Origin of the sequence: Streptomyces mutabilis (assembly GCF_014649815.1) — a bacterium.
GTDB classification, from domain to species: domain Bacteria; phylum Actinomycetota; class Actinomycetes; order Streptomycetales; family Streptomycetaceae; genus Streptomyces; species Streptomyces mutabilis.
This window is the reverse complement of record NZ_BMTT01000008.1, coordinates 249340-269101: the sequence shown is the minus strand read 5'-3', so window position 1 is coordinate 269101 and position 19762 is coordinate 249340. Positions and strand designations below refer to the sequence as shown.

General features: G+C 72.3%; 12 protein-coding genes. 9 read left to right on the top strand and 3 right to left on the bottom strand.

The window, feature by feature from the left end; translation table 11 throughout:
* Positions 1-32: 32 nt before the first annotated feature.
* Positions 33-1598, bottom strand: coding sequence for an alpha/beta hydrolase (locus IE142_RS19105; protein ID WP_191886889.1), 1566 nt, complete (start codon positions 1596-1598; stop codon positions 33-35).
* 122 nt (positions 1599-1720) lie between these two features.
* Positions 1721-4528: a lysylphosphatidylglycerol synthase domain-containing protein gene (locus IE142_RS19100; RefSeq protein WP_191886888.1), complete on the bottom strand. Its 2808-nt coding sequence runs from the start codon at positions 4526-4528 to the stop codon at positions 1721-1723.
* Positions 4529-4713: 185 nt separating this feature from the next.
* Here IE142_RS19100 and IE142_RS19095 point away from each other — a divergent pair, with 185 nt between their 5' ends.
* The 5 genes from IE142_RS19095 (at position 4714) to nudC (ending at position 15574) form a co-directional block, all read left to right on the top strand.
* Entirely contained in the window at positions 4714-5103 is a 390-nt protein-coding gene (locus IE142_RS19095) for an MGMT family protein (RefSeq protein WP_306432574.1), read from the top strand.
* A gap of 347 nt (positions 5104-5450) precedes the next feature.
* Complete coding sequence (locus IE142_RS19090) at positions 5451-9200, top strand: ATP-dependent helicase (RefSeq protein WP_191886886.1); 3750 nt, start codon at positions 5451-5453, stop codon at positions 9198-9200.
* A gap of 215 nt (positions 9201-9415) precedes the next feature.
* Positions 9416-13060: an ATP-dependent helicase gene (locus IE142_RS19085; RefSeq protein WP_191886885.1), complete on the top strand. Its 3645-nt coding sequence runs from the start codon at positions 9416-9418 to the stop codon at positions 13058-13060.
* A 10-nt stretch (positions 13061-13070) separates the two neighbouring features.
* Positions 13071-14474 carry a dipeptidase gene (locus IE142_RS19080; RefSeq protein ID WP_191886884.1) on the top strand — a complete coding sequence of 468 codons (1404 nt, stop codon included), beginning with the start codon at positions 13071-13073 and terminating at the stop codon, positions 14472-14474.
* Positions 14475-14629: 155 nt separating this feature from the next.
* Entirely contained in the window at positions 14630-15574 is a 945-nt protein-coding gene (gene nudC / locus IE142_RS19075) for an NAD(+) diphosphatase (protein ID WP_191886883.1), read from the top strand.
* Positions 15575-15660: 86 nt separating this feature from the next.
* On the opposite strand, the gene IE142_RS19070 is transcribed toward nudC, so the two are convergent.
* Positions 15661-15903, bottom strand: a complete 243-nt coding sequence (locus IE142_RS19070; RefSeq protein WP_004983675.1) for a mycoredoxin — start codon at positions 15901-15903, stop codon at positions 15661-15663.
* 202 nt (positions 15904-16105) lie between these two features.
* Between IE142_RS19070 and IE142_RS19065 the strand changes: the two genes are divergently transcribed.
* From IE142_RS19065 to IE142_RS19050, 4 genes are all read left to right on the top strand, one after another.
* A complete protein-coding gene (locus IE142_RS19065) occupies positions 16106-18307 on the top strand; it encodes an ATP-dependent DNA helicase UvrD2 (protein WP_191886882.1) in 2202 nt (733 codons plus the stop codon).
* Between the two features lie 196 nt (positions 18308-18503).
* Positions 18504-18791, top strand: coding sequence for a hypothetical protein (locus IE142_RS19060; RefSeq protein WP_370466377.1), 288 nt, complete (start codon positions 18504-18506; stop codon positions 18789-18791).
* Positions 18792-18966: 175 nt separating this feature from the next.
* Positions 18967-19335, top strand: coding sequence for a WhiB family transcriptional regulator (locus tag IE142_RS19055; RefSeq protein ID WP_073724386.1), 369 nt, complete (start codon positions 18967-18969; stop codon positions 19333-19335).
* Complete coding sequence (locus IE142_RS19050; RefSeq protein ID WP_191886880.1) at positions 19332-19655, top strand: putative WhiB-interacting protein; 324 nt, start codon at positions 19332-19334, stop codon at positions 19653-19655. Before IE142_RS19055 ends, IE142_RS19050 begins: the two co-directional genes overlap by 4 nt.
* Positions 19656-19762: the final 107 nt, after the last annotated feature.

Here is a 19762-nt window from a genome sequence, read left to right as displayed (position 1 = left end):
TGCGAGTTCGCTCGACATCCGGGCAGTGCAAGTCAGGAGCAGACAGTGTCGGCGGCCGGGACCCTGCCGTCCAGCAGATAGCCGTGCACGGCGTCCTGCACACACTTGTTCTGGCTGTCGTAGGCACCGTGCCCCTGACCCTTGTACGTCAGCTCCACGCCGACCCCCTTGCCCAGTGCCTCCACCATCTTCCCGGCCCCCTCGTAGGGCGTGGCGGGGTCGCCGGTGTTGCCGATCACCAGGATCGGAGCCGCGCCGGGCGAGCTGACGTCGGGGTGGTCGCCGGCGCCGGGTACGGGCCAGCCGGTGCAGCTGAGCATGGACCAGGCGAGATAGTCGCCGAACACCGGCGAGGCCTTCCGGAACTCGGGCAGCTTGTCCTCGACGTACGCGGCGTCGTACCGCGGCTTGTCGTCGGCGCAGTTGACGGCGACGTTGGCGGCGGTGATGTTGCTGTACCGGCCGTTCTCGTTGCGCCCGTTCAGCGAGTCCGACAGCGCCATGAGGACCCCGCCGTCGCCGTCGTACGCCTGCACCAGGCCCTCGGTGAGGTACTCCCAGAAGTCCTTCGAGTACAGCGCCTGCGCGATGCCGCCGGTCGCGGCGGTCTGGGTGAGTTCGCGGGGGAAGACGCCGGGGATGGGTTCGCGGTCGAGGTCCTTCAGCAGCCGGGCGATACGGTCCTTGACGCCCTGAGCGCTGTCCCCGAGGGGGCACTCCTCGACTTTGGAGGCGCAGTCGTCGGCGAAGTTGTCGAGGGCGAGCTGGAAACCCTCGGCCTGACCGAGCGAGCCCTGTTCCGGGGTCTGGGTCGGGTCGACGACCGCGTCGAAGACGGCGCGGCCCACGTGCTCGGGGAACAGGTGGGCGTAGACGCCGCCGAGTTCGGTGCCGTAGGAGATGCCGAAGTAGTGCAGCTCGTCGTCGCCGAGAACCTGGCGCATCAGGTCCATGTCGCGGGCCGCGTCGGTCGTGGCCACGTGCGGCAGCACCCTCTTGGAGTTCTTCTCGCAGGCGGCGTTGAAGTCCTCCGTGTTCTCCAGCAGCACTCTGCGCTCGGCCGCGTCGTCAGGGGTGGCGTCCTGCTGGAAGTAGGCGTCGAGCTGCTTGTCGTCCAGACACTCCACGGGGGCGCTTCGCCCCACGCCGCGCGGGTCGAAGCTGACCAGGTCGTAGCGGGTGCGGAGTTTCGCGTAGTCCTGGCCGAACGCGGGGAGTGTGGTAACGCCGGATCCGCCCGGTCCGCCGAAGTTGAAGACGAGTGATCCGATCCGCCGGTCGGCCGGACCACTGGCCTCGGCCCGGATCAGCGCGAGGCCGATCGTGTCGCCCTGGGGGTCGTCCCAGTCGAGCGGTGCCTTCATGGTGGCGCACTGCCACTCGCCGCCGTCCGGCAGCGGGGACGGGGCGGAGCCTGCGCCTTCGGCCTCTGAGGGGGCCGGGCAGTCCTTCCAGTCGAGTTTCTGGGCCGCCAGGTCTCCGCTGTCCTCGGAGCCGCTCCTGGAGGCGTCGCTGCAGCCCGCCAGCAGGGCGGCGGTCAGGACCGCCGAGGTGACGACGGATAGGGCGGCCGCGCGCAGCCGGGAAGGGTTCGGCATGTGCCCATCGTGCGGTCGCGCGGAGCCGTGCGCTCGGGGCGGGAGCCGTACGAGGTACGCGGCACGGTCACCGGAGCGCGCTGCGTACCCCCGTACGACACGCTCCTCAGAGTGCTACAGCGCTACAGCGCTTCCTTCCGCGTCAGGTGGTTGAAGAACAGCCAGCCCGGCAGCACCGGCAGCCACAGCGTGAGCAGCCGGTACAGCAGCACGGCGGGTGCGGCGACTTCCTTGGGCAAACCTACGGCGATCAGGCCGACCGTCAGCGTCGCCTCCACCGCGCCCACGCCGCCCGGCGTCGGCGCCGCGGACCCCAGTGCGTTGCCCGCGAGGAAGACGACCGCGACGCTCGCCAGGCTGATCGACGCCGACTCGTCACCGAAGGCCCGGATCGAGGCGTCCAGGCACATCACGAAGCAGGCGGTGAGCAGCAGCATGCCGCCGATGCCGGTGATCAGCTTCTGCGGCCGCTGCAGCACGTCCAGCATGCGCGGCACGACGCCGGCGAAAAGCGACCGCACGCGCGTGACGACGAATTTCCGCAGGAACGGCACGGAGGTCACCACGAGCACGAGTACCGCCACCGTCAACAGACCCGCGATGACCGTGCGGGACGGAGTCAGTGACGGGGTCTTCTCGGTGCCGGTCAGATAGCCGAAGGACAGCAGCATCAGGATGTGACAACCGAGCCCGAACAGCTGCGACGCGCCGACACTCGCCACCGCGAGCCCCGGCCGTACGCCCGCGCGCTGCAGGAACCGGGTGTTCAGGGCGACGCCACCGACGGCCGCCGGGGCGACGATCTTCACGAACGACCCGGCGACCTGCGCGGCCACGGTCCGCAGGAACGGCACCCGCTCGGGCACGAACCCCAGCAGGGCCATCGCCGCCGCCACGTAGCTCGCCGCCGAGAACAGCACGGCCGCCGCGACCCAGCCCCACTCGGCGTTGGCGATCAGGGGGCCGAACTCGATGTGCGTGAGCTGGGTCAGCAGGAAGTAGGCCCCGATGGCCCCGGCGATGAAGCTGATCAGCGTGCGCGGCCGCACCCGCTCCAGGCGGGCCGGCTCGACGGGCGCCTGCGGCCTGATGCGCAGCACGGCGTGGCGGATCTGCGTGAGCAAGTCCTCCTCGCGCGCCTCCTCCAGCGCCTCGTCCACGGCCCGCTTCTCCGCCCGCTGCTCGGCACGCGCGGCCTTCTTCTCGGATTTCTCGAGCTTCCCGGACTTGGCGGTTCGGTCGGGCCTCTCGTGAGCCTGGTTCCCGTCGTCGCCGCCCGCCGCCTCGGCACGGGCCAGCTTCGTCTGCCGGGACGACTCCAGGACGGCTTCCCGCTCGCGCTGGGCCCGCTCCCGGCCGAGCCTGCGCAGCGTCGCACGGGTGGAGCGGCTGAGCGCGATGGGCTGGAGCATCGGCAGGCAGTCCGCCACGGCGTCGGGGCCGAGCACGGCCACGGCCGACGCGACCGCGCGTTCGGCGCCCACCCGCAGGCCGAGGGTCACCAGGAGCTGGGAGATGTCCATGCGCAACAGCAGGTCACCGGCGGCGATCTCGCCGATGCGCAGGTCCGTGAGGATCACCGTGCCGGAACGATCCACCAGGATCGCGTCGCTCACCAGCCTGCGGTGCGCGATGCGCCGGGACTGCAGAGCCCGTACCTGTTCCCAGGCGCCGCGCAGCAGCTCGTCGGTGATCTCCTCGTCGGGCAGCGAGTCGAGAGTGCGCCCGCCGGTGTGCTCGTACACGAGCATCACCGCGTCGGGGCCCAGCTCGGACGTCGCGATCAGTTTGGGGGCGTTCGCACCGGCCGCGATCGCCGCGTAGGCGAGCAGTGCCTCCTGCTCCAGGGCCTGGCGCAGGGACGGGAGGCTGCTGCGGGTGGCGAAGCCGCGCAGCGTGAGGTTGCGCCACGCGCGGTAGAAGAACCCCTGCGCCTGCTGCTCCCGGTCCACCACCGTCACGTCCAGGGGCCGGCCGTCCTCCAGGGTGACGAAGTAGCGACGTCCGCGGTCACCGGTCTCCGCGGTGTCCGATGACGCCTCCTCGCGGGCGGCGGTCACGGGGTGGAAGCCGACGGTACGCAGGCCCGCCATGAGCGTCCGGCCGGTGGGGCGCACGTTGGGGGAGCCGACCGAGTACAGCGTGCCGTAGGCCACGGTCCAGCCGATGAGGACCGTCAGGGTGATCGAGAAGGGTGTCGTGTAGCCCGTGACGAGCATGGAGAAGGCGTCGAGGAGCAGCACGATCCACAGCACCGCGCGCCACTTGGGTCTGCGTGACATGCCGACGGCCGTCATGTACGCGATGACCGGTGCCAAGTAGCCGTGCACGGGGTCGGTCAACGCGTGGATGTCGCCCGGCGACGGTTGGGTGAGCGCCTCCTGGATGGAGCCCGGGGCCGCCTTGGCGACCCACAAATCGGTGGCGAGTGTCACTCCGTGCGCGAGGACCGCCGCGAGTACGCCGTCGGCGATGCGCAGCCCGTCCCGCTTGATCAGCCGCTCGATCGCGAATGCGACCGGTACGAGGAGGATCGCGATGCTGGAGGCCAGCCCCGCGATCTTGATCAGCAGGTCGGGTGCCTGTCCGGTGCCCTTGTTGATGTCCTGTTCGAGGCCGGAGGTGGTGCCGTGCGCGAAGGCGGCGACGGCCAGCAGCACGGCGACGGCGAGCACGCCCACCAGGAGCCGCATCAGGTCGGAAGGGCGATGCACGCGCGCGGGGAGCAGCGGTTCGTCGCCCTCCACCTCGTCGATGTGGGCTACGTCGTCGGGGCCGGCGGCCGTCGCCGACCGGCCCGTGGCCGCGCGCCGGCCGGCCTTCTCGGGGCCGGTGCCCGCGGTGTCCGGGCGCGACGAGGAGTCATCCGCACGCGACGAAGAGACAGAGGTGCCCTCGGCGTCCTCGGGGTGCACACCCTGCTGTTTCATCGCCTCTTCTTGCTCTCGTATCACTGGTCACCGCCCGCACGATGGTGGCATGCCGCGTCGGCCTCGGCAGGCATCAGGGTGCCGGTGCGGGCCGCACAGTCTGCCGGAAGCGCCGCTCGCGGGCGAGGGAAGCGCACGGTCGCGACCGCGTCCCGTTGTCGGTGGGGTGGGGCAGTATGGGGCGGATGAGCGAGCAGAGCCTTCCGGACGACGACGCCCGCCCGGCGTACGCGGACACACTGCCCGAGTACGCCGAGCGGGTCCTCGAGGTGACCGAATCGATCCCGCCGGGCCGCGTCATGACGTACGGGGATGTCGCCGAGTACCTGGAGGAGGGCGGACCCCGGCAGGTCGGACGGGTGATGTCGCTCTACGGGGGAGGCGTTCCGTGGTGGCGCGTCGTCCGCGCGGACGGTGTCCTGCTCGCGGGGCAAGAACTGGAAGCGCTCGACCGCTACCGGGCGGAGGGCACGCCCTTGAAGGAGGCGAGCAGAGCCGCGGAGAGCCATCTGCCGCGCCTCGACCTGGAGAGGGCGCGGTGGGACGGCGGTGGACGCGCACAGGGTCACACTTGAAAGCTTCCGCCATCGAGCCCGCTGACGTGTGACCTGTGATCCGTAAGAGGGAAATGGGGCAGTTCGGTCACGTCCATGGCATGACGTACGTTCGTGGGGCGGGGGACACGCGCGCCACGAGCGAACCGACGGGCCTGAGGGACCTGACGGATCCCCGGGACCTGACGGTCCTGAGGAGCCTGAGGGGCAAAAGGGGTCCGAGGGACCCGAGGGAAGAAGAGGAAGCGCTGCTTCCACCTCACTCGTCGGCGTAGCGTCGGCCGCACGCGTCCCCCTCGCCCCGCGGCCACCGTCGTGCCCGCGGCGCGGACGGCCCATCAGAACACCCACCAGGACCGGCGAACCACGTGAGCTCCTCTTCCTCCACCCGAAACCCGACGCACCCCCAGGTGCGCCGGGGGAGCCGTGGCGCTTACCGACTCGTACGTACCCCACCGGCGCGAACTGACCCCCCTTGTCTGGACGCCGCCCAGCGCGCCGTGGTTGACCACCGGAGCGGGCCGCTGCTCGTCCTCGCGGGACCGGGCACCGGAAAGACCACCACCTTGGTCGAGTCCGTGGCGGACCGGATCGCCCGCGGCGGCGACCCCGAGCGGATCCTGGTGCTGACCTTCAGCCGCAAGGCGGCCGTCGAACTGCGCGACCGGATGGCGCTGCGCATGGGCGCCGCACTGGCCCCCAGGGCGACCACCTTCCACTCCTTCGGTTACGCCCTGGTCCGCGCCCACCAGGACAGCGAGCTGTTCGTGGAGCCGCTGCGGCTGCTGTCCGGCCCGGAGCAGGACGTGACGGTGCGCGAGCTGCTCGCCGGGCAGATCGACCTGGAGCGGTTCGGTCTCACCCACGTGCGCTGGCCCGAGGAACTGCGCGCCTGTCTGACGACCCGCGGATTCGCCGACGAGGTCCGCGCGGTGCTCGCCCGCAGCCGAGAGCTGGGCCTCGGCCCGGAGGCCCTGGGGGCCTTCGCCCGGCGCATCGGACGCCCCGACTGGGGGGCCGCCGCCGTCTTCCTCGCCGAGTACCTGGACGTGCTCGACCTGCAGGGCGTGCTCGACTACGCGGAACTGGTCCACCGCGCGGTGCTCCTCGCCCGCCGCCCCGAGGTCGCCGCGCAGCTGGCCGCCCGGTACGACGCGGTGTACGTCGACGAGTACCAGGACACCGACCCGGCCCAGGTACGGCTGCTGCACGCGCTGGCCGGCGGTGGGCGCACCCTCGTCGCCTTCGGCGACCCCGACCAGTCGATCTACGCCTTCCGGGGCGCGGACGTGAACGGCATCCTCGACTTTCCGGTCGCCTTCCCGCGCGCGGACGGCCGCCCGGCGCCGGTCGAGGTGCTGCGGACCTCGCGCCGCTCCGGGGCCGCCCTGCTGGCCGCCACCCGGTTGCTGACCCAGCGCATGCCGCTGCCCCGTCTCCCCGCTGACAAGGTGCGCGCCCACCGCGAGCCCGCCCCGGTCCGGGACGGCGGGCGCGTGGAGGCCTACACGTACCCGACCTCCGGCACCGAGCTGGACAACATCGCCGACATCCTGCGCCGGGCCCACTTGGAGGACGGCGTCCCGTGGAGCGACATGGCCGTCCTCGTGCGCGCGGGCTCCCGCACCATCCCGACGGTCCGGCGCGCCCTCACGGCGGCCGGTGTCCCTCTGGACATCGACGGCGACGACCTCCCCCTGCGCCACGAGCCGGCGGTGGCGCCCCTGCTGACGGCCCTGCGGGCCGTGGCGGAGGCGGAGGCCGGGGTGGACGGGCGGTCCGAGGTGGACACCGACGACGCGGGGACCTCGGCGCCGAGCGGGCGCGCCGGTGAGACAGGTGGAACCGTGTCCCGGGCGGGCACCGAGGGGGCTGGGGAGGAACAGCGCACGGTCGGCGCCCGGGACGAGGGGGCTGCGGGACCCGTAGTTGACGTCGAGGCCCGGAGGCAGGCCGGGGCCGACTTCGGTGCAGACGCCGCTGAGGACGTCGAGTCCGGCTCCGGCGACGACGTGAAAGGCGTCGAGTGCGGCTCGGGCGACGACGACGGGAGGGGTGTCGAGCCCGACACGCGATCCGGTGACCGAGCCGGAACCGGACCCGGAGCGCGAACCGGCGACGGGCCCGAAACCGGTTCCGGAGCCGCTGCCCAAGCCGACGTCGACGCCGTGACGGACTCCGGCGCCGTCACCGCACCCCCGCGCGGCGCACCCGTCCACCGCGCGGAGGACTCGTGCTGGCTCCCCACCGAGACCGCCCTCACCCTGCTCACCTCCCCCCTCGCCGGCATGGACGCCGCCGACCTGCGCCGCCTCGGCCGCGCCCTGCGCGAGGAGGAGCGGGCCGCCGGCAACCCGCTGCCACCGCCCTCGGACGAACTGCTCGCGCGGGCGCTGGCCGAGCCCGAACGGCTGGCCGTGCACGATCCCGCGTACGCGCGTGGTGCCCAGCGTCTCGGCGCGCTGCTGCGCAAGGCCCGCGAGCGCCTGGCGGGCGGGGGGAGTGCCGAGGAAGCGCTGTGGGACCTGTGGGAGGGCACTCCGTGGCCCACTCGCCTGGAGCGTTCCGCCCGGCGTGGCGGCGCCGCCGGACGCAACGCCGACCGCGACCTCGACGCCGTGTGCGCTCTCTTCGCGACGGCCGCGCGCGCGGAGGAACGCACCGGCGGCCGGGGCGCGCTGAACTTCCTTGAGGAGATCGACGCCGAGGACATCGCGGCCGACACCCTCACCCGGCGTGCCGTGCGCCCCGACGCCGTCCGCCTGATGACCGCCCACCGCTCGAAGGGGCTGGAGTGGCGGCTGGTCGTCGTCGCGGGCGTCCAGGAGGGACTGTGGCCGGACCTGCGTCGCCGGGGCTCCCTGCTGGAGGCCGACCGCATCGGCCGCGACGGGCTCGCCGAACCGCTCACCCCCGGCGCGCTGCTCGCCGAGGAACGCCGCCTGTTCTACGTGGCCGCCACGCGCGCGCGTGAGCGGCTCGTCGTGACCGCCGTGAAGGCACCGGCCGACGACGGGGACCAGCCCTCCCGGTTCCTGACCGAACTCGGTGTCGAACCCGCCGACGTCACCGGCCGCCCCCGCCGTCCCCTCGCCGTCGCGGCGCTCGTCGCCGAGCTGCGCGCCACCACGGTCGACCCCCGCGTCTCCGGGCCCCTGAGGGAGGCCGCGGCCCGCCGGCTGGCCCGCCTCGCCGCCCTCGCCGACGAGGACGGCCGCCCCCTGGTGCCGTCCGCACATCCCTACCGCTGGTGGGGCATGTGGGACCCGACCGAGAGCAAGGTGCCGCTGCGCGACCGCGACAAGCCCGTCACCCTCTCCGGCAGCGCCCTGGACCAACTGGCCAACACCTGCGCGCTGCAGTGGTTCCTGGGGCGCGAGGTGAAGGCCGACGCGCCCGCGACCGCCGCGCAGGGTTTCGGCAACGTGGTGCACGTCCTCGCCGACGAGGTGGCATCCGGGCACACCCCGGCCGACCTCGCCGTCCTCATGGAGCGCTTGGACTCCGTGTGGAACGCGATCGCCTTCGACGCGCCGTGGAAGTCGGCGCAGGAGAAGGCCAACGCGCGCATGGCGCTCGAACGCTTCCTCAAGTGGCACGTGATGGATCGCGCCGGACGTACGCCGGTGGCCAGCGAGCACGACTTCGACGTAACCCTGGAGGCGGGCGAGTACGAGGTGCGCGTCCGCGGCCAGATGGACCGCGTGGAGGCCGACGGCGACGGCCGCGCCTACGTCGTCGACTTCAAGACCGGCAAACAAGCACCCACCTCCGCGGAGGTGGCTCGCCACCCCCAGCTCGCCGTCTACCAGCTCGCCGTCCGCGCGGGCGCCGTCGACGAGGCCTTCGACGGCATCCGCCCCGAACCGGGCGGAGCCGAGCTCGTCCAGCTGCGCCAGGGCGCGCCCAAACGGGACGGCGGCGACACCCTGCCCAAGGTGCAGGCGCAGGAGTCCCTGGACGGGCCGGCGGGCGAGTGGGTCGGTGACCTGCTGGCCACGGCCGCGGGCAAGGTCCTCGACGAGCGGTTCACCCCGACCGCGGGCCAGCACTGCACCCACTGCGCCTTCCGCGCGTCGTGCAGCGCACGGCCCGAGGGGCGCCACGTCGTGGAGTGAGCTGCGGGAGCGGGCCGGGGTCGGGCCGGGCCGGAACCGGAGCGGGTCCCTCGTCGAAATGGCGGAAACGGTGACCAGAACCCGTGGGTACGTCGGTCGCGGCGGCGCCCGAGACCGGTGTGACATGTCGCACCACCCCCGCTGACCTGCGCTTGTCTGCGAATGCGTCGGCGACTCCGCACCCGCTGTCAGTGCCCGCGGCTAGCCTCTTGGACGTGCCCGCCCATCTCACAGATCCCGATCAGCTCAAGGAGCTCCTCGGTATCCCCTTCACCCCGGAGCAGACGGCCTGCATCATCGCGCCGCCCGCCCCGCAGGTGATCGTGGCCGGAGCCGGGTCGGGCAAGACGACGGTGATGGCCGCGCGCGTGGTGTGGCTGGTCGGCACCGGCCAGGTCGCCCCCGAACAGGTTCTGGGCCTCACCTTCACCAACAAGGCGGCCGGTGAACTCGCGGAACGCGTCCGCAGCGCGCTGATCAAGGCCGGGGTCACCGACCCGGACGTGCTCGACCCGGACTTTCCGCCCGGCGAACCGGAGATCTCGACGTACCACGCCTTCGCGGGCCGCCTCCTGACCGATCACGGACTGCGCCTCGGCCTGGAGCCGACGTCCCGGCTGCTCGCCGACGCCACCCGCTACCAGCTCGCCGCGCGGGTCCTGCGCGAGGCTCCGGGCCCCTATCCGGCGCTCACCCGCTCCTTCCCCGACCTGGTCGGGGACCTCCTCACCCTCGACGCGGAGCTCGCCGAGCACCTCGTACGCCCCGAGGACGTACGCGCGTGGGACGCCCGCCTCCTCGACTCCCTCCACGACGCCAGGCTCACCAACGCCGATCTGCGCAAGGTCCCCGAAGCCGCCGCCGCGCGCCGTGAACTCGCCGACCTGGTGATGCGCTACCGCGCCGCCAAACGAGAGCGTGACCTGCTCGACTTCGGCGACCAGATCGCCCTGTCCGCACAGCTCGCCGGGCTCCCCGAAGTGGGCCGCGTCCTGCGCGACCAGTTCCGGGTCGTCCTGCTCGACGAGTACCAGGACACCTCGGTGGCCCAGCGCATCCTGCTGGCCGGCCTGTTCGGCGGCGGCACCGGCCACCCCGTGACCGCCGTGGGCGACCCCTGCCAGGCGATCTACGGCTGGCGAGGTGCCTCCGTCGCCAACCTCGACGACTTCCCCGAGCACTTCGCGCACGCCGACGGCCGCCCCGCCGCCCGGCAGGCGCTCAGCGAGAACCGCCGCAGCGGCGGACGCCTCCTCGACCTCGCCAACGGCCTGGCCGAGCCCCTGCGCGCCATGCACGCCGGAGTGGAAGCCCTGCGCCCCGCCCCCGGCGCCGAACGCGACGGCACCGTCCGCTGCGCCCTCCTGCCCACCCACGCGGAGGAGCTCGACTGGATCGCCGACTCCATCGCCCACCTCGTGCGCACCGGCAAGGCGCCCGGCGAGATCGCCGTCCTGTGCCGCACGGCGACCGACTTCGCCGAGATCCAGGGCGCGCTGGTGGCCCGCGACGTGCCCGTCGAGGTCGTGGGCCTGTCCGGGCTGCTGCACCTGCCCGAGGTGGCCGATCTGGTCGCCGTCTGCGAAGTCCTCCAGGATCCCGGCGCCAACGCCTCCCTGGTCCGCCTGCTCACCGGCCCGCGCTGGCGCATCGGCCCGCGCGACCTCGCCCTCCTGGGGCGCCGCGCCCGGCTTCTGGTGAGTCACGCGCGCGTGGACGGCGACGGCGACCCCGACCGGCGGCTCGCCGCGGCCGTCGAGGGCGTCGACCCGTCCGAGGTGATATCGCTCGCGGACGCCCTCGACACCTTCCTGGAAACGCCGCTGGACGGCACCGGGGACGACGACGGGCTGCCCTTCTCACCCGACGCGCGCGTACGGTTCGCGCGATTGGCCACCGAACTGCGCGACCTGCGCCGGGCCCTCGCCGACCCGCTCATGGACGTACTGCACCGCGTCCTCGCCGTCACCGGCCTGGAGGTCGAGCTGTCGGCGTCCCCGCACGCCCTGGCGGCCCGCCGCCGCGAGACCCTGTCGAACTTCCTGGACGTCGCCGCGTCCTTCGCCGCGAGCGACGGCGAGGCCACCCTGCTCGCCTTCCTGGGCTTCCTGCGCACCGCCGCCCAGTACGAGAAGGGTCTCGACAACGCCCTGCCGGGTGGTGAGAACACCGTCAAGGTGCTCACCGCGCACAAGTCCAAGGGCCTGGAGTGGGACGTCGTCGCCGTACCCGGCCTGGTCACCGGCACCTTCCCCAGCGGCCAGGGACGCGAGAAGTGGACCGCCCAGGGCAAGGTGCTGCCGCACGCCCTGCGCGGCGACGCAGCCACCTTGCCCGACGTAGAGTCGTGGGACTCGCGGGGCCTGAAGGCCTTTCACGAGGCCATGAAGGAACACCAGCACACCGAGGAGCTCCGCCTCGGTTACGTCACTTTCACCCGCCCCCGCTCTCTGCTCCTGGGCTCCGGCCACTGGTGGGGCCCCAGCCAGAAGAAGCCCCGCGGACCGTCCGACTTCCTCACGGCCCTGTACGAGCACTGTGCCGCCGGACACGGCGAGATCGAGGCGTGGGCGGACGAACCCGCCGAGGACGAGGAGAACCCTGCCCTGCACCGGGCGGCCGCCGACCACGCATGGCCCCTGCCGCTCGACGACGACGCCCTCGCCCGCCGCCGGGCCGCCGCCGAGGCGGTCCTCGCCCACCTCGAGGACCTCGCCTCCCACGGGGACGACCACCCCGGCGCCACGCACGACCTGGACACCTACGACGATCCGGACTGGCCACCACCCGCCGACGACGACGCGCTCCTGGACGAAGGCGCCCCCGTCGACCCCGGCTGGACAGGGGAAGACCCCACCGACCGGGACTCCTGGACCACGGACCGCCCCACCGAGCCGCAGGAACCCACCACGCCGCCCCGCCCCACCACCACGCCACCGCGCCCGACCCCGCCATCCGACCGCGCTCCCGCACCACCGCACCCCACCGCCACGCAGGCGGGCCGCCCCACCGTCCCGCACCAGATGCCGCCTCCGGGCCGACCCGACGCCACCGACCTGCCCCGCCCCCACCCGCAGGAGCCGGCAGGCCCTGCCCACGCCTCCCGCCGAACCGCCGCCCCCACCGGCCTCACCCCGGAGGAGGCGCGCACCGTCGCATCCTGGGACCGCGACCTCGACGCCCTCACCGGCGAGCTCCTGCGCGCGCGGGAGAGCGTCACCGAGGTCCGTCTCCCGACATCGCTGACCGCTTCCCAGTTGCTGAGCCTGGCCGCCGACCCGGACGGTTTCGCGCAGGAGCTGGCCCGCCCCATGCCCCGCCCGCCCCAGCCCGCGGCCCGCCGTGGCACCCGTTTCCACGCCTGGGTCGAGGCCCGCTTCGAACCGCTGACGCTGCCCCTGCTGGAGCCGGAGGAGTTGCCCGGCGGTGACGCCGAGATCGCCGACGAACGCGACCTGGAGTTCCTGAAGGACGCCTTCGAACGCACCGAGTACGCCCGCCGCATCCCCTACCGCGTGGAGGCGCCGTTCCAGCTCTCGCTCGCCGGACGAGTCGTACGCGGCCGCATCGACGCCGTCTACAAGCAGGGCGACGGCGAGACGGCCACCTACGAGATCGTCGACTGGAAGACGAGCTGCACCGGCACCGCGGACCCGCTCCAGCTCGCCCTCTACCGCCTCGCCTGGGCAGAGCAGCAGCGGGTACCTCTGGAGTCGGTCACCGCGTCCTTCCTGTACGTGCGCACGGGCGAAGTGGTGCGGCCCGTCGGGTTGCCGGACCGTGCCGCGCTGGAGAACCTGCTGCTGGCCGACCCGGTCGGTGACGAACCGCACGATCAGGGTGCCGACGCGGGCCGATAGGCTCGTGAGCATGAGCGACACCCCGGACAGCGCTGTCCGTACGTACATCGAGCAGCACCGCGCCGCCTTCGTCGACGACCTCGTCGAGTGGCTGCGCATCCCGTCCGTGTCGGCCCAGCCCGACCACGCGACCGATGTGCGCCGCAGCGCCGACTGGCTCGCCGCCAAACTGAGGGAGACCGGCTTCCCGACCACCGAGGTGTGGCCCACCCCGGGCGCCCCCGCCGTGTTCGCCGAATGGCCCTCCGGCGACCCGCAGGCACCTACGGTCCTCGTCTACGGCCATCACGACGTGCAGCCCGCCGCCCGCGAGGACGGCTGGCACAGCGAGCCCTTCGAACCCGTCGTCCGTGGGAACCGCCTCTACGCGCGGGGGGCGGCCGACGACAAGGGACAGGTGTTCTTCCACACACTCGGCGTCCGTGCCCACCTCGCCGCGACCGGCCGCACCGCCCCCGCGGTGAACCTCAAACTATTGATCGAGGGCGAGGAGGAATCCGGATCCCCGCACTTCCGCACCCTGGTCGAGGAACGCGCCGACCGGCTCGGCGCCGACGCGGTGATCGTCTCCGACACCGGTATGTGGTCCGAGGACACTCCCACGGTGTGCACCGGCATGCGCGGCCTCGCGGAGTGCGAAATCCGGCTGCACGGACCCGACCAGGACATCCACTCCGGATCCTTCGGCGGCGCCGTCCCCAACCCGGCCACCGCCGTCGCCCGCCTGGTCGCCGCCCTGCACGACGAGCACGCGCGCGTGGCGATCCCGGGCTTCTACGACGGCGTGATCGAGCTCACCGATCACGAGCGCGCCCTCTTCGCCGAACTGCCCTTCGACGAGGCGCAGTGGCTGCGCACGGCCAGGTCCCGCGCGGCCCACGGAGAGGCCGGTCACACCACTCTGGAGCGCGTCTGGGCACGCCCCACCGCCGAGGTTAACGGCATCGGCGGCGGTTACCAGGGCCCGGGCAGCAAGACGATCATCCCGTCGTCCGCCATGGTGAAGCTGTCCTTCCGGCTGGTCGCGGGCCAGGATCCTGACCACGTCGAGAAGGCTGTCCGCGCCTGGGCCGCCGAGCAGGTGCCCGCCGGGATCCGCAGCGAGATCACCTTCGGCGCGGCCACCCGACCGTGCCTGACCCCGCTGGACCACCCGGCGCTTCAGTCGGTCGTCCGCGCCATGAGCCGCGCCTTCGAAAAACCGGTCCGCTTCACCCGCGAGGGCGGCTCCGGACCGGCCGCCGACCTTCAGGAGGTGCTGGGCGCACCGGTCCTCTTCCTCGGCATCTCCGTCCCGTCCGACGGCTGGCACGCCCCCGACGAGAAGGTGGAACTGGACCTGCTGCTCAAGGGCGTCGAAACTGCCGCCCACCTGTGGGGTGACCTGGCGGAGTACTGGCGCCACGCACCCTGAGCGGCCGTTCGGTCCGGGACCGGACCGGCACCGCGCGCGGCACACTGGAAGGGCCGCCGCACCGCCGAGCCCTCCCCGACCCGGTCGCCACCCGCCGCACGACCCGCTGAACCGCCTGCCGAACCGAAACGCCACCGGGGGAGTTGGAAGCACCCGTGACCACCTGGACCGACCACACCGCCGACCGTCCCATCTCGCTCACCGCCCCGAGCGGCATCGACCGTGCCGCCCACCACCGCCTCGACGAGGCCTGGCTCGCGGCGGCGTGGAGCCACCCCTCGACGCGCTGTTTCGTGGTCTCCGGCGGTCAGGTCCTGATCGACGAGACGCCCGACGGGCGGACCGAACTCGTCATGACCCCGTCCTTCGAAGCGCCGCTGACCGAGGCCCACCGCTACTTCCTCGGCACCGACGAGGACGGCGTCAGCTACTTCGCCCTCCAGAAGGACTCCCTGCCCGGACGCATGGACCAGTCCGCCCGCCCGGCCGGCCTCCGCGAGGCCGGCCTGCTCCTGTCGCCCCGCGACGCCGGCCTGATGGCCCACGCGGTGGCCCTGGAGAACTGGCAGCGCCTGCACCGGTTCTGCTCCCGCTGCGGCGAGCGCACCGTCATCGCCGCGGCCGGCCACATCCGCCGCTGCCCCGCCTGCGGAGCCGAGCACTACCCCCGCACCGACCCCGCGGTGATCATGGCGGTGACGGACGCCGAGGACCGCCTCCTGCTCGGCCGCCAGGTCCACTGGCCCGAGGGACGCTTCTCGACGCTCGCCGGGTTCGTGGAGCCCGGCGAGTCCATCGAGCAGTCGGTACGCCGCGAGGTGCAGGAGGAGGTCGGAGTCACCGTCGGTCCCGTCGAGTACGTCGCCAGCCAGCCCTGGCCCTTCCCGTCCAGCCTGATGCTGGGCTTCATGGCCCACGCCACCTCGACCGAGATCAACGTCGACGGCGACGAGATCCACGAGGCCCGCTGGTTCTCCCGCGACGAACTGGGGGCCGCCTTCGAGTCCGGCGAGGTGCTCCCGCCCTACGGCATCTCCATCGCGGCCCGCCTGATCGAGCTCTGGTACGGCAAACCGCTGCCCACCCGCGGCGCCTTCTGAGGCGAGACACAGACAGAGGGGTGGCCCTCCCCACCGGGGAGGGCCACCCCTCTGCTTACCGCGTTCCTAACGTCCTGCCGTACCGCTTACGCGCCGATCTTCTGCTTCACCTGCGCCAGCGAGGGGTTCGTCAGCGTGGAGCCGTCCGGGAACAGCACGGTCGGCACCGTCTGGTTTCCGCCGTTCGCCTTCTCCACGAACGCCGCGGACTCCGGGTCCTGCTCGATGTTGATCTCGGTGTACGCAATGCCCTCGCGGTCCATCTGGCTCTTCAGCCGACGGCAGTAGCCGCACCACGTGGTGCTGTACATCGTCACAGTGCCCGGCATGTCTCTCGCGCTCCTTCGGCGGCTCGGCAAAATCGGCGGCCCCTGAAGGCCGCACGTAGGGAACGCCCGCGGTGGCTCCACCATTCCCGCGTCCTGCCCGCGCCGATCCCGCCGCGTGACGCCTGCCGCATTGGTACGACTATCGGTGCGTGCCTGTGGACAACCGACGCACCCATCACGCGCGACCTGGCAGCATGGCGGAGTGACAGCAGCAACGCACTCCACTTTCTTCCCGCAGGTACCGGACTCGGCCGACGCGGTGCTCGAAGGGCTCGACCCCGAGCAGCGCGAGGTGGCGACCGCCCTGCGCGGTCCGGTGTGCGTACTGGCGGGCGCCGGCACCGGCAAGACCCGGGCGATCACCCACCGCATCGCCTACGGGGTACGCGCCGGCATCCTCCAGCCCACCAGCGTGCTCGCCGTCACCTTCACCAATCGTGCCGCCGGGGAGATGCGCGGCCGGCTGCGCCAGCTCGGTGCCGCCGGCGTGCAGGCCCGTACCTTCCACTCGGCGGCGCTGCGCCAGCTCCAGTACTTCTGGCCGAAAGCGATCGGCGGCTCCCTGCCCAGGCTCGTCGACCGCAAGATCCAGCTCGTCGCCGACGCGGCGGCCGCGTGCCGCATCCGTCTCGACCGTGGCGAGCTGCGCGATGCCACCGCCGAGATCGAGTGGTCCAAGGTGACCCAGACCGTCCCCGCCGACTACGCCCTCGCGGCGGCCAAAGCCGGTCGCGAGGCGCCCCGCGACCCGGCCGAGATCGCCCAGCTCTACGCCGCATACGAGGACCTCAAGCGTGGTCGCGGGGTGATCGACTTCGAGGACGTGCTGCTGCTGACCGTCGCCGTCCTTCAGGACCGGCAGGACGTCGCCGAACAGGTCCGCGCCCAGTACCAGCACTTCGTGGTCGACGAGTACCAGGACGTCAGCCCCCTCCAACAGCGCCTGCTGGAGCTCTGGCTCGGTGACCGCGACGACCTGTGCGTGGTCGGTGACGCGAGCCAGACCATCTATTCGTTCACGGGAGCAACCCCCGACCATCTGCTCGACTTCCGTAGCCGCCACCCCCGTGCCACCGTCGTCAAACTGGTCCGTGACTACCGGTCCACCCCGCAGGTCGTCCACCTCGCCAACGGCCTGCTCGCCCAGGCCCGCGGCCGGGCCGCCGACCACCGTCTGGAGCTGGTCTCCCAGCGTCCCGCGGGCCCAGAACCCGTCTACACCGAGTACCCCGACGAACCGGCCGAGGCGGAGGGTGCCGCCCGCCGCATCCGCGAGCTCATCGACTCGGGCGTGCCGGCCGCGGAGATCGCGGTGCTGTTCCGCACGAACTCCCAGTCGGGGACCTATGAACAGGCTTTCGCCGACGCCGGGGTTCCCTACCAGCTGCGCGGTGCGGAGCGCTTCTTCGACCGCCCGGAGGTGCGCAAGGCCCACAGCGCCCTGCGGGCCGCGGCGCGCTTCGGCGGCAACGACTCCTTGCTCGACGACGCCGTGGACCTGCCCTCCCAGGTGCGCGCCGTGCTGTCCGGGGAGGGGTGGACACCCGAGCCACCGGCCGGTTCCGGTGCGGTCCGCGAGCGCTGGGAGTCGCTGGCCGCCCTGGTCAACCTCGCCCAGGACTTCGCCGCCACCGGTGCCGGCGCCACGCTGAGCGACCTCGTCGCCGAACTCGACGAGCGGGCGGGCGCCCAGCACGCCCCGACGGTGCAGGGCGTCACCCTCGCCTCCCTGCACTCGGCCAAAGGTCTGGAATGGGACGTCGTCTTCCTGGTCGGCGTCGCCGAGGGCATGATGCCGATCACCTACGCAAAGACCGACGAGCAGATCGAGGAGGAGCGCCGTCTCCTGTACGTCGGCGTCACCCGCGCCCGTGAGCGCCTGCACCTGTCCTGGGCGCTCGCCCGCTCGCCCGGCGGGCGGGCCAACCGCCGTCCCAGCCGCTTCCTGAAGGGGCTGCGGCCCGGCTCGGGGCCCTCCGGCGGGGGAACGGCAGCCGGCGGGTCCGGGGGCGTGGAGCGTGGCTACGGAAGCAGCGGTGCCCCGACCGTCGCCCCGAGACGGACCCGTCGGACACCTGCCCGCTGCCGGGTCTGCGGGCGCACGCTCACCGACGCGGGTGAAATGAAGCTGATGCGCTGCGAGGACTGCCCGTCCGACATGGACGAGGGCGTCTACGAGCGGTTGCGCGAGTGGCGGGCGGTCCAGGCGGGGCTCAGCGGGCAGCCCGCGTACTGCGTCTTCACCGACAAGACGCTGATGGCGATCGCCGAGTCCGTCCCGGAGGACGAGCACGAGCTGGCACGGATCCCAGGGGTCGGGATGCGCAAGCTCAACCGCTACGGAACCGATGTCCTCGCCATCTGTGCAGGCCAGGCGGGTGCGGGGCTTGACGAGGATGGCTGATACGAACTCGTCGAAAAAATAGTTTGCGCATGCCCCGGGAATCCCCATAGGTTCTTGGTCACGGGAACGGTGGCCTTCCCGGAGGCCCTGAACCCGTGTTGTACTTGCATATCCGCGGACTGGTTCGTCCAGTCCCCTTAGACGCCGAGAGGAGGCGAGCCCAGTGATCAGCATCAACTTCAGCTCCACCGCCAAAATGACCGATCGCTCGGCCGTCTCCCTGTGCATGCTCGGCGCCTCGAACCCGGGCACCGGTCTGTCCGGCATTCGTGCCGTGCGTCCGGCGTCCGCCTCCGTTGCCCCCGCGGGCCTTCCCGTCCGTGAGCGCAATGAGCGACCGACCCAGGCACTGGAAGCAGCAGTAGTGGCACAGGCGCAGGCCTATGCCTTTACCGCGGCCGGTGCCGGATTCCGGAAGCAGACGACGCAGCACCACCTGATGTGGGCCTTCCGTGGGCCAGAACCCTGGAGTGATCCAGCCTGATCGTCGATCAGGCCGGCGCCTTCAGGGCCGCGGAACCCCATCCGGGATCCGCGGCCCTTCTGTTTGTCCCCGAACGGGGACGACAGCACGAAGGAGCCTCGGGACAAGAAAAGAACCCGGTACCAAGCCGCCAACCGGCCGACCGGCCGGCACGACCAGACGAGGAAGACCAACCGTGCAACTCGAAGCGCACGCCCCGTCCGTACCGCCTTCCGACACGATCCCCAAGCCCGGCCCCACGGAGGACCCCACCTTGACCCCGCTCACCGCGCTCACCGCGCTCGACGACGCCATCGAGAACCTCGGTGTGCCCGTCCCCTGCCGCTCCTACGACCCGGAGGTCTTCTTCGCGGAGTCGCCGGCGGACGTCGAGTACGCCAAGTCCCTCTGCCGTACCTGCCCGCTGATCGAGGCCTGCCTCGCCGGCGCCAAGGAGCGGCGTGAGCCCTGGGGCGTCTGGGGCGGCGAACTGTTCGTCCAGGGTGTCGTCGTCGCCCGGAAGCGGCCCCGTGGCCGCCCGCGCAAGAACCCGGTCACGGCATGAACACCGCAGGAACGATCGACAGCCCCCTCACGCACGACCCCAAGAAGCAGGCCCCGATGAAGCCGTCCACCCACGACATCGCAGGCTCCGCGCCTGAAGACTTCACCACCAGCGACGCGAAGGACTCGCGTCAGAACAGGACCCGCGAGATGCAACTCATCCCAGAAGCTCTGGCTCGTGCGCATATGCACGACCGGCTGCACGAGGCCGAGCAGGAGCGCCGGGCACTGCACGTGGCGACCGCTCGCCGGATGCAGCGCCGGGCCGAGCGCGCGTCGATGCGTGCCCGGCGGGCGCTCGCCATGGCCGTCATGCAGTAACCGATCACCCGAAGCGGTGGCCTCCCGACCCGGGAGGCGAAGCCCTCCCCTGCGGGGGCCGGTACGTCCGAACGGACCGGCCCCAGCGCCTTTTCACGTCCGGTCGC

Excerpts from the sequence above, each read along its gene's own strand:
- IE142_RS19105 (WP_191886889.1), bottom strand. The coding sequence starts at position 1,598 with ATGCCGAACCCTTCCCGGCTGCGCGCGGCCGCCCTATCCGTCGTCACC.
- IE142_RS19100 (WP_191886888.1), bottom strand. The coding sequence starts at position 4,528 with ATGAAACAGCAGGGTGTGCACCCCGAGGACGCCGAGGGCACCTCTGTC.
- IE142_RS19095 (WP_306432574.1), top strand. The coding sequence starts at position 4,714 with ATGAGCGAGCAGAGCCTTCCGGACGACGACGCCCGCCCGGCGTACGCG.
- IE142_RS19080 (WP_191886884.1), top strand. The coding sequence starts at position 13,071 with ATGAGCGACACCCCGGACAGCGCTGTCCGTACGTACATCGAGCAGCAC.
- IE142_RS19070 (WP_004983675.1), bottom strand. The coding sequence starts at position 15,903 with ATGCCGGGCACTGTGACGATGTACAGCACCACGTGGTGCGGCTACTGC.
- IE142_RS19060 (WP_370466377.1), top strand. The coding sequence starts at position 18,504 with ATGACCGATCGCTCGGCCGTCTCCCTGTGCATGCTCGGCGCCTCGAAC.
- IE142_RS19050 (WP_191886880.1), top strand. The coding sequence starts at position 19,332 with ATGAACACCGCAGGAACGATCGACAGCCCCCTCACGCACGACCCCAAG.